8 protein-coding genes are annotated in these 9,618 nt (G+C 72.0%); 1 reads left to right on the top strand and 7 read right to left on the bottom strand.

Features of this window, described 5'->3' with window-relative positions; genetic code table 11:
• Positions 1 to 94 precede the first annotated feature (94 nt).
• The 5 genes from AB0F70_RS21385 to AB0F70_RS21365 all read right to left on the bottom strand — a co-directional run bounded on the left by AB0F70_RS21385 (position 95) and on the right by AB0F70_RS21365 (position 7,012).
• Complete coding sequence (locus AB0F70_RS21385; protein ID WP_357452941.1) at positions 95 to 2,065, bottom strand: alpha/beta fold hydrolase; 1,971 nt, start codon at positions 2,063 to 2,065, stop codon at positions 95 to 97.
• A gap of 190 nt (positions 2,066 to 2,255) precedes the next feature.
• The gene (locus AB0F70_RS21380; RefSeq protein WP_357452938.1) at positions 2,256 to 3,791 is read right to left on the bottom strand and encodes a DUF222 domain-containing protein; all 1,536 of its coding nucleotides are present in this window, start codon (positions 3,789 to 3,791) and stop codon (positions 2,256 to 2,258) included.
• A 150-nt stretch (positions 3,792 to 3,941) separates the two neighbouring features.
• Positions 3,942 to 4,358, bottom strand: coding sequence for a VOC family protein (locus AB0F70_RS21375; RefSeq protein ID WP_357452935.1), 417 nt, complete (start codon positions 4,356 to 4,358; stop codon positions 3,942 to 3,944).
• Between the two features lie 154 nt (positions 4,359 to 4,512).
• Entirely contained in the window at positions 4,513 to 5,493 is a 981-nt protein-coding gene (locus AB0F70_RS21370) for a DNA-binding protein (RefSeq protein WP_357452932.1), read from the bottom strand.
• A gap of 289 nt (positions 5,494 to 5,782) precedes the next feature.
• Positions 5,783 to 7,012, bottom strand: a complete 1,230-nt coding sequence (locus AB0F70_RS21365) for an erythromycin esterase family protein (protein WP_357452929.1) — start codon at positions 7,010 to 7,012, stop codon at positions 5,783 to 5,785.
• Positions 7,013 to 7,070: 58 nt separating this feature from the next.
• Between AB0F70_RS21365 and AB0F70_RS21360 the strand changes: the two genes are divergently transcribed.
• Entirely contained in the window at positions 7,071 to 7,865 is a 795-nt protein-coding gene (locus AB0F70_RS21360; RefSeq protein WP_357452926.1) for a MerR family transcriptional regulator, read from the top strand.
• A gap of 28 nt (positions 7,866 to 7,893) precedes the next feature.
• Here the strand turns inward: AB0F70_RS21360 and AB0F70_RS21355 are convergent, their stop codons facing one another.
• Together AB0F70_RS21355 and AB0F70_RS21350 are read right to left on the bottom strand one after the other, a co-directional pair.
• Positions 7,894 to 9,042, bottom strand: coding sequence for a DUF6596 domain-containing protein (locus AB0F70_RS21355; RefSeq protein WP_357452958.1), 1,149 nt, complete (start codon positions 9,040 to 9,042; stop codon positions 7,894 to 7,896).
• Between the two features lie 57 nt (positions 9,043 to 9,099).
• Entirely contained in the window at positions 9,100 to 9,516 is a 417-nt protein-coding gene (locus AB0F70_RS21350) for a YciI family protein (protein WP_357452923.1), read from the bottom strand.
• Positions 9,517 to 9,618 lie beyond the last annotated feature (102 nt).

Here is a 9,618-nt window from a genome sequence, read left to right as displayed (position 1 = left end):
TGCCTCGCCGGTGTGTGTGGCGGGTCCCGGGGCCCTTACTTCTTTTCCCTGGTACGTCGAGTCAGGGCCGCAGGCCGTCATCAGCCCCCGAAGATCAGCGCCCGAGGATCTCGGCGAGGAACTCGATGGCCGCCGGATAGGCGTCCTTGCGGTTCGCGCGCTGGGCCAGGCCGTGGCCCTCGTCGTCGTACACCCGCAGCTCGTGCCGGATACCGCGCTCCGCGAGCGCCGCAGCGATCTGTTGTGCCTCGGACAGGGGGACGCGCGGGTCGTTGGCGCCGTGGATGACGAAGAGGGGTGCGCGGAGCTGGTCGAGGTAGGTGATGGGGGAGGCGGCGGTGAGGAGGTCGCGGTCGTGCTCGAGGCTGCCGTACTCGCGTTCGCGGGCGGCGCGGCGGTACTCGGAGGTGTTCTCGAGGAAGGTGACGAGCGAGGACATGCCGACGATGTCGACGCCCGCTGCCCAGAGGTCGGGCTGCATGGTGGTGCCGGCCAGGACCATGTAGCCGCCGTAGGACCCGCCCCAGAGTGCGCTGCGTGCGGGGTCGAGGCCGAGCTCGGGCAGCCAGGCCCGGAGGGCGGCGAGGTCGGCGACGGAGTCGAGCCGCTTGCCGACGTCGTCGAGGCTCACCCAGCGTTTGCCGTACCCGGAGGAGCCGCGGACGTTGGGGACGAGCACCGTGAAGCCCGCGGCGGCGATCGCTTGGATCATCGGAGAGAAGAGGCGGGCTGCTTCGGCCTCGGGGCCGCCGTGGACGACGAGCACCGAGGCGCCGTCGAGGGCGGCAGCGGTGTTCGCGACACCGGTGTTCGCGGCACCGGTGTGCGCGGCACCGGTGTGCGTAGCGTCGCCGGTGGGTGCGGGGCGGTACACGAAGCAGGGGATCTGCTCGCCGTCCGGGGTGGGGACGCGGTGCACGGTGGGCAGCGAGATGGGCAGGCCGGCGGGGATCTGGGCGTGTCCGTCGACGACTGTCGTGGCGGCGCCGGTGGCCGCGTCGACGAGGTGGACGGAGCCGGGGTCGCCGGAGGTGGTGAGGTGCACGGCGAAGCGCGAGGAGTCGGGGGCCCAGACGACGGTGGGCACCCCGGCGTCGGGCAGGGCGACGTCGCAGCGGTGGGTGCCGTCGGGTTCGTGCACGGCCAGGGTGGTGACGCCGTCCTGGTGGTGGCCCACGACCATCGCGGTGCCGTCGGGGGAGAGGACCACCTCGAGGTCGTGGTCGTCGGCCTCGACGAGGGTCTGCCAGACGGTGCCGCCGGGGCTGCCGGTGTCCTCGGGGCTGTTCGCCCCGGCCGGGCGCACGCGGACGACAGCGGCGAACTCGCGGTCGTGGTCCGACGCCATGACGAGCGCGTCGTCGGCGGCGGTCCAGGCGACCTGTGAGTGGTGGGCGTGCTCGTCCGGGGCCGTGAGCGCGATGGTGCTGTCTTCGCCGTCACCCGCGATGAGGATCTGCGTGGAGCGTGGCTGGCTGCTGAGCACCGTGATCGCGACCGAGCGACGGTCGTGGGAGGCGACGGCGGCCGCGAGGTAACCACCGCCGTCGTACAGGGTGGTCTCAGTTCCGGTCGCCAGGTCGTGGACCACGAGGTCGAAGTCGACGCCGTCGCGCCGGTTCGTCAGGAAGACCACGGAGCCCGCGGAGACGTCGGCGAGGTCGTGCTTGTACTCGGGGTCGTGCACCAGGGGTGTGAGAGCCTCCAGCGTCGCGGGCAGGTGTGCGGGCAGCGGGGCAGCCGCGGGTCGGGAGTCGGGCAGGGCCGGTCCGGTGGGCGACGAGGCAGCCGATCCGTCGGAGGGTGCCAGGTCGAGCAGGCTGAGCTGGGTCCGCTCGTCGCCGCCGTTGTCGTGCTGCACCACCACGCGGCGCGTGCCCGGGACATAGCGGCCGGAGCAGCGGGACGGCAGCGCCGTGAGCTGGGTCCGGGTGCCGTCAGGCGCGATCTCGACGAGCTGCATGCTGCCGGACTCGTCGTTCCCGGCGAGGATCCGGCCCTCGGGGTCGACGTCGAACACCGCCCAGGCGGTCAGGTCGAGCAGGACGTTGATGATCTCTGACATGGAGTTCGAGGGTGCGGAAGTCACCCAGGCAACCTAACGGGATAGCCCGGCCGTTGTCCCCGGCGTCGCGCGACTGGTCGCGCCGTAGCGTCCGCCGAGCCCGCGAGCGCCGAGCGCAGGTGTGCCGAGCACGAGACACGCGTCCGGCCCGCATCTGGCCAGGCCCTAAAGCAGTCCCGCCCGCTCTGGCTCATGCAGCCCTGGGGCACGCGTGGCGCAGCTCGATCCGATGGCCGTACCGGTTGGTGAACGTCCATCGGCCCGGCTGGTCGGGGTTCGAGCCGGCCTCCCAGGCCATCGTGATCCCGGTGGTATCCACCAGGGTGTGGTGATGCCAGCACAACAGTGCCGAGTTCGCGACGGACGTCTCTCCGCCGTCGGCCCAGTGCCGTAGCGCGTGGTGCACCTCGCACCGGCTTGGCGGCTGATCACACCCGGGGTAGACACAATGTTGATCCCTCGCGATCACCGCCTTGCGCATCTGGCCCGTCACCGTGCGTTGCGCACGACCGACGTCGATAGCCGTCCCGTCCGCGCCGAACACGACCCGCGTGACCTCCGCATCGCACGTCAGCCGGCGCAGCAGGGCGCGCGGGACGACACTGCCCGTCGTCGACGCGCCGGTGAACGTCGCGGGCTGAGCCGTCAAGGACGTCAGGTCCCCGGGCCGGAGACCGCCGGTGCCCGTGTGCGTGGCGGTGGCTCGGTCCGTGTGCCGGATCAGCTCCGTCAGCGAGACCGTGACATGGACGTGCGGTCGCACCGCGGCACCCGTGCCGACACGACCGTTGTCGAGCACGTCCCGGGCGACGTCGGCCAGGGCCTGCGCACGGCGTTGCGTCGGCGTGCGGTCGTCGCCCGGTGTCGGGGCGCCCATCATCGAACCGAGCACCGTCGCGAGCAGTTGCCCGTGCTCGTCCGTCAAGAACCCGTTGACATGCCAGCCACCGAAGGTCGGGGAGACCTCCAGGTGCTCCCGCTCGGTAGCTTCCCGGTATCCGCGGTCGTCCGCGTCCGGATCGACGACCTGCCCGAACCGCTTCAGCACCCGACGGAACCGTGACGGGTCACAAGCGCCCGCCAGGCCGGTCAGATATGCCTCGCCGGTGATGGGCGGGGGAACGGGGATGCCGTCCTCGGCTGATCCGTCGATGGCCGGCTCCGCGGAGTCCTGGTCCACTGGTTCGGTGGTCGCTTCGTCGCCGACGGGCGGCAGATCATTCGGCTCGATCGGTGCGGCGAGCGCGGCCTTGCGGGCGTCGCTCGTCGGGGCCACGTCCACCAGTACACGGACGTGGTCGGCGCCGATACCGCCCGCGAGCGCCGTGGCGCGGGTGGTGGGCAGATGGTCGCGCAGCGCTCGGCCGGTCCGGGCCTCACGCTTCGCGGTTGTCGTGCTGACGTTCTCCGTCCGCGCCAGCCAGGCCGAGAAGTTTCGTGCGCCTGTCGTCTGCCAGGGAAGCTCCGCCTCGATGACGGGCAGCCAGGTGAGCCGGAGGGTGTCCAGTCGCGTCCCGAGTGCGCGGAGGCGAGGCGCGGCGGATGCAAGACGGGAGACCGCGACGCCACCTGCCGCAGCATGATCACCGACACCGGCCACCGCGTCGGGACCAGCCGACTCGACGAGCTCGTCGGCAAGGGACTCCAGGTCGGTCAGTGTCTCTTCGAAGGTACGGGCTGCGGGGTCCGGGCCGGACCCGGACGGAGGCGGGGTCGTGAAGGTCATGGTGCTCCGCCTCCGTCCTGGTCTCTTGCGGCTCCCGTGCGGGTACCTCACTCACCGATTCTATCGAACGCGTGTACGCATCGCGCGCGGTCTTTGGAATCTGTGGATAACCGCTGGCACCCCAACGGCACCCCGGAAGGCGCGAGCCCATCAGGAGAGCGGGTGCTGCTCCACGTAGTGCGGGTTGTACATGACCCCGAGGATGTTCCCGAACGGGTCCACCACGGACGCGGTGACGAAGCCGATGTCGCCTCGCGGGGTGATCGGCTGGAACTCGGTGGCGCCCAGCTCCAGCAGGCGCGCCACCATGCTCTCCAGGTCGTCGACGTGCCAGTACATGAGCGCACCGCCCGGCTCGGCGGGGAGTCCGGGCGGGGCAAAGGCCCTGCTGACGAGGCCGAGCTCTGCCTCGTTGTCGCCGATCCGGAACTCGGCGTAGGCGATGGCCCCGTCCGGGCCGGGTCGCTGGAAGTACGGCTCGACGCCGAGGAACTCCGTGTACCAGGCGGCGGCAGCGGTGACGTCATCGGCCCAGTAGTTGATCGTGGCAAATCCGCGAAGGTTCATCAGGCCATCACAGCACCAGCCACTGACACTCCGGCCTGCCGACGCGCGGGGCTCGCTGCCGGGCGAGGGTGATCTCCCCGCACCCAGCAGCGAGCCCCGCGCGCACCGTGTCAGCACCCGACGCCTGGCAGGCACCGGCGCCACTACTCACCTATCAGCTGCCCGACCTCTCGGCAGGAACAATCGCCGGGATCGCCGGAGCCGCCGCGGAGGCCGTCGCCGTCTCCAGCGCCTCCCGCAGCCCGGCCGCCGTGCCCTCCGCCTGGGCCTGCGCTGCGATCGCCGCAACGCGAGCCGCCTCCGCCTCGGCCGCCTGTTCCCGTGCCGACGTCAGAGCGTCACGCGACGCGGACAGCTCGCCCTCCAGTCGGGCGACCGCCGCCTCTGCGACGGCGCGGCCAGTCTCGGCCGCCACCTGGTCGCGATGCGCCTGGGCGGCGTCGGTCCGGGCGGCCTCGAGCGCCCCGCGCACATCGGCCAGCGACTCCCGCAGCCCGACGGCGGCACCGTCTGCCTGCGCCCGTGCCGCCTCGGCGTCGGAACGTGCGCGCTCGGCCGCAGCCGTTGCGGCGCGCTCCTGGGCGAGCTCGTCCCGTGCGACGTCGAGCGCCTGCCGTACGGCGGCCAGGTCGCTCTCCAGGCGGGCCGACGCCGCCACGGCGTCCGCCCGCTCCTTCTCCACCGCGGCGCGGTCCTCCTCGGCGGACCGCGCCTGCTCGCGCGCCGACTCCAGTACCGCACGGAACTGCGCGAGCTCCGCGTCCGCCTCGTCCACCCGCGCGGCCAGGGCATCCGCCTCGCCGACGACGGCGGTCAGTGCCTCGTCCTGTGCGGCGGCCGCGGCCTCGTGCTCGGACCGGGCCACCTCTACCGCGGCGCCCCACAACGCGTCGACGCCACGCTCCACCAGCGCGGTGACCGCCGCCGGCAGTTCGGGGAGGGCCTGCCGCGCTTCGTTCTCCGCGGCTTTGCTGTCGCGCCACTCCCGCAGATACTTCGTCGCCGCCGCGTTGGAGCAGCCTGCGCGCTCGCGCACGTTCGTCACCGTGACCGCAGCACCTTCCGCCGTCAGTGCCTCGGCAGCCTGGAAGACGCGTTCCTTGTCCCGCACGTTGTTCCCCGATCCTTCAGTCATTCCGGCCCACAGTTTCGCGCACAATTTTGCGCTCGTAGTAGTCCGCGTAGTACGGCAATACTACTCCTACTTCTCGTCCCACAAAGTACGCACCCGCTTTCCTGAAGCGGGTGCGTACTGAACCAAAGAACGGCTAGATATCAACGCTTCAAGGCGCTTTTGCGCGCTTCGAAACGGTCGCCAGGAGCACATAGTGAGCATCGATTACGGCGACCTCGCGCCGCTGGACGAGCGCTCCGTCGCTGCTCGTCCGCCGTCGATCGCGGAGCCCCGGTCGCGCGGCCAACGCTCAGCGCTGCTCCGCGTCCCTGACGAACACGATGCCGTCAGCTGCGGCCAGCTGCGCCGGGTCCAGCGGGGCGTACCCGAACCAGGGGGACACGCGGGCGTCCGGCAGACGCTCCCCGAGCGAGGCGGCCAGCCGGCCGGCGTCGACCAGGTGGTGATCCCCGGGCAGCGCGTACAGCAGGCCTTCCACGCTGCCCGACGGCGGAGCGTCCACGCCCTGATGCCGGATGGTGCCGACAGCCGTGGCCAGGAAGGCGTATCCCGCGCCCAGCTCGGCGTCGACCAGCGCCCCGGCGCCCCACCACTCCAGCGTCGGGTGGTCCCACATGCGCATGGTGCTCAGGTTTCGCTGCAGGTGGCTGTTGTGGGCGCTCACCAGCACCGGACCCCGCTCGGCCAGAGCGAGCAGGTTGGCGGCCATCATCGCGTCCCGCACACCGAGCAGCCAGGTCATGCGACCCGGGGAGGTGTCCGCCATCCAGAAGTGGTAGCGCAGCAGGCCCGTCGCGGTACGCCCGTACAGGCGGGCCCGCTCCCACTCGGCCGGGGTGGACGCGGCGATCAGCCCGGGCGCATACGCGGTGAGGAGCGCCACGAGGTCGTCGGCGATCAGCCGCAGCTCCCGCGCCTCTGCGGACTGCCCCACGGAACGAGAGGGGTCCATCATGGCGGCGGGTTCGGTCCACCGGCCGTCGGGGCCGATCAGGCTGTCGAGGGCGTCGCCGGAGCAGGGGAGCAGGCCCGTGCCCAGCCGCTCCGCCAGGAATCCGTGCACCGCGGTCAGTGCCTGCCGAGGGCTCGCCGCGGCCGTGATCTCCAGCGGACCGTCGACGCCGGCGAACCGGAGCCGGTCGGACGCCGGCCGGCCCGCATTGAAGGAGCGCATCCAGCGCACCAGCTCGCGGTTGCCGGGGAACGCACCCCACTCGTGGCTGAAGCCGCGTGCCATCACGTCGTCGAGCTCTTCCTCAGCAGAGGCACCAGCGGTGTCCTGGCCGGCGGTGACGTAGTCGTCCACGAGCAGGCCCATCAGGCAGTCGCTCTCCAGGGCGATGGTCCGATAGCCCTCCTGCTCGACGAGCTGCCGGAAGAGCTCGTTGCGCACGGCGTGCAGGGTGCCCTCGCCGTGGGTGGGTTCACCCAGCGCGAGGATGTGCGGGCGGGCCGGAAGCAGTTCCATGACCGCTGCGGGGTCGACGGGACGGATGGTCTCTTTGAGGTCTGTCGCCATTCCCTCAAAGGTATCGTTGAAGGCACGGTTGAGACTTTCCTCCGAGCTGGGAGCGTGGATGGATCCGAAGCTTCAAAGCGCTGCTCGGCTCAGGCCGATCGACCTGGCGCGTGAGCACGGCCTGTCCACCCAGGCGATCAGGAACTACGAGGACGCCGGCATCCTCCCGGCCGCCGTCCGCACGACGAGCGGATACCGCACCTATACCCCGCTGCACGCACGCGCCCTGCGCGCCTTCCTCGCGCTGATCCCGGGCCACGGCCACCAGACGGCGACAGCGATCATGCGAGCGGTGAACGACGGCGACACCGCCGACGCCCTCCGTCTCGTCGACGAGAGCCACGTCCAGCTCCTGGACGACCGCCGGACGCTCCGGGCGGTCGAGGGCGCCCTGCGTGACCTGGCTCCCGCCGGCACAGAAACCCGCCCGGAGACCGCCGCCACACCCGCGCCCCGCACCGGCCCGCGCGACACGTTCATCGGCCCGCTCGCCGCGCAGCTCCGCCTGAGGCCCGCGACCCTGCGCACCTGGGAGCGCGCCGGCCTGGTGCGTCCGCGCCGGGACCCGCAGACCGGCTACCGCGTCTACGACGAGGCCGCCGTGCGGGACGCCAGGCTGACCCACCAGCTGCGGCGCGGCGGCTACCTCCTGCAGCAGATAGCCCCGCTGATCGCCCAGGTGCGGTCGGCCGGTGGCCTCGAACCGCTGGAGGCGGCGCTGGAGGACTGGCACGGCCGGCTGTCCGACCGCGGACGGGCGCTGCTTGCCGGCGCCGCAGCCCTGGACACGTACTTGAGCCACCTCGATCACCACCTCGATCGCGGCCGGCAGGACGCCGGCACGGCGCGCTGACGCTCAGCTCCTGAACGCCGAGCCCGCCTCACTGCTGCTGGGTGCGCAGCCGCGCGGCCTGCTTCATGAGGTGGGTCCGCTCGAACAGGCTCGTCGCCCGGTCGGCGGCGATCGTGTAGTGGCGGATCGCCTGGGCGGCGTCGTCCGCGCGCTCGTACAGGTGGGCGGCCACCGCGTCCCAGCGCGCGAGCTTCGGGTCGACGTCGGCCAGGACGGCCAGCCCCGCACGCGGGCCGTCGACCTGACCGACGGCGACCGCCCGGTTGAGGGCGACGACCGGGCTGTCCGCGAGCCGGGTCAGCTCGTCGTACCACTCGAGGATCTGCGTCCAGTCGGTCTCCTCGGCGGTGGGCGCGTCGTCGTGCAGTGCCGCGATCGCGGCCTGCGCCTGGTACGGCCCGAGCCGGTCGCCGGCCAGTGCCCCCTGCAGGACGTCGACGCCCTCGGCGATCATCGCCGTGTCCCACAGCGACCGGTCCTGCTGGTCCAGGGAGATGAGCTCGCCCGAGGCGTTGTACCGGGCGGCCCTCCTCGCGTGGTGCAGGAGCATCAGGGCGAGCAGGCCGGAGACCTCGGGGTCCGCGATGTCCACGGCGTCCCGTGCGGCGGCCGCGACGAGCTGCCGCGTCAGCCGGATCGCCTCGTCGGCGAGCGAGATCTCGCCGGTGAAACCCTCGTTGAAGATCAGGTACAGCACGTGCAGCACCGCCCGGACATCGCCGGGGGCGTCGAACCGTTCACCGGTGATCGTGCGCTTGGCCCGGGAGATGCGCTGCGCCATGGTGGCCTCCGGCACGAGGAAGGCGCGGGCGATCTGCGCGGTGGTGAGCCCGCCGACAGCGCGCAGCGTCAGCGCGATGGCCGACGCCGGGCTGAGCGCCGGGTGGCAGCACCGGCTCAGCAGGAGCAGCGTGTCGTCCGACTGCTCGGTAGGGCCGGACGCCGGCTCGTCGTGCACGCGTTCCTCCCGCCGCCGTCGGGCCGCCTCGGCGCGCTGCGCGTCGATCAGCTTGCGGCCGGCGACGCGCAGGAGCCAGGCCTTCGGCTCGTCGGGGAGGTTGCCTGGCCAGTGGCGCACCGCCTCGATCAGGGCTTCCTGCACGGCGTCCTCGGCCGTCGCGAAGTCTGCTCCGCGACGGACGAGGACGCCCAGGACCCGCGGCGCCAGCGTCCGCATCAGCTCGTTCACCTGGCCGTCGTCCACCCGGTCCTCGTGCACGCTTCTGGTCCCGATCTACTCGGCAGTGGCCTGCAGCTCGGCGAAGAACGGCCGCACCTCGAGCCACTCGTAGAGCGGGCGCCCGCCCTGGCCGGGTGCGGCGGAGAGCTCGGCGGCTGCCTCGTACGCCCGCTCCTGGGACTCGACGTCGATGATCATGTAGCCCGCGATCAGGTCCTTGGTCTCCGCGAACGGCCCGTCGGTCACCGGCGGGCGGCCCTCGCCGTCGTACCGGACGAACGTGCCCTCCGGCAGGAGCGCGCCCTCGCTGACGAACTCACCGCGCTCCGTCAGCCTCCCGGCGAACCGGCTCATGTAGTCGATGTGCGCGGTGATCTCCTCGGGCGTCCACTGGTCCATCATGACCTCGGTACCGGGGACGGGTGCGGGGCCGTTGTGCCGGTAGTGCTTGAGCAGCAGGTACTTCGCCATGGTGTTCTCCCTGGTCGCGGGCCCGTCGCTGGGCCGAGCAGTCGTGGGCGCTGTGCGCGCCCTCGCTCCTGGGACGGAGCCGGTCGGACGTTCTCGACATCA

It is taken from the genome of Promicromonospora sp. NPDC023805 (genome assembly GCF_040639635.1).
Lineage (GTDB): Bacteria > Actinomycetota > Actinomycetes > Actinomycetales > Cellulomonadaceae > Promicromonospora.
The sequence above is the reverse complement of the archived record's forward strand: the minus strand, read 5'-3'. Positions and strand labels throughout refer to the sequence as shown.

Coding starts and splice junctions, on each gene's coding strand:
- AB0F70_RS21385 (WP_357452941.1), bottom strand. CDS start 2,065: ATGTCAGAGATCATCAACGTCCTGCTCGACCTGACCGCCTGGGCGGTG.
- AB0F70_RS21380 (WP_357452938.1), bottom strand. CDS start 3,791: ATGACCTTCACGACCCCGCCTCCGTCCGGGTCCGGCCCGGACCCCGCA.
- AB0F70_RS21375 (WP_357452935.1), bottom strand. CDS start 4,358: ATGAACCTTCGCGGATTTGCCACGATCAACTACTGGGCCGATGACGTC.
- AB0F70_RS21370 (WP_357452932.1), bottom strand. CDS start 5,493: ATGACTGAAGGATCGGGGAACAACGTGCGGGACAAGGAACGCGTCTTC.
- AB0F70_RS21365 (WP_357452929.1), bottom strand. CDS start 7,012: ATGGCGACAGACCTCAAAGAGACCATCCGTCCCGTCGACCCCGCAGCG.
- AB0F70_RS21360 (WP_357452926.1), top strand. CDS start 7,071: ATGGATCCGAAGCTTCAAAGCGCTGCTCGGCTCAGGCCGATCGACCTG.
- AB0F70_RS21355 (WP_357452958.1), bottom strand. CDS start 9,042: ATGCGGACGCTGGCGCCGCGGGTCCTGGGCGTCCTCGTCCGTCGCGGA.
- AB0F70_RS21350 (WP_357452923.1), bottom strand. CDS start 9,516: ATGGCGAAGTACCTGCTGCTCAAGCACTACCGGCACAACGGCCCCGCA.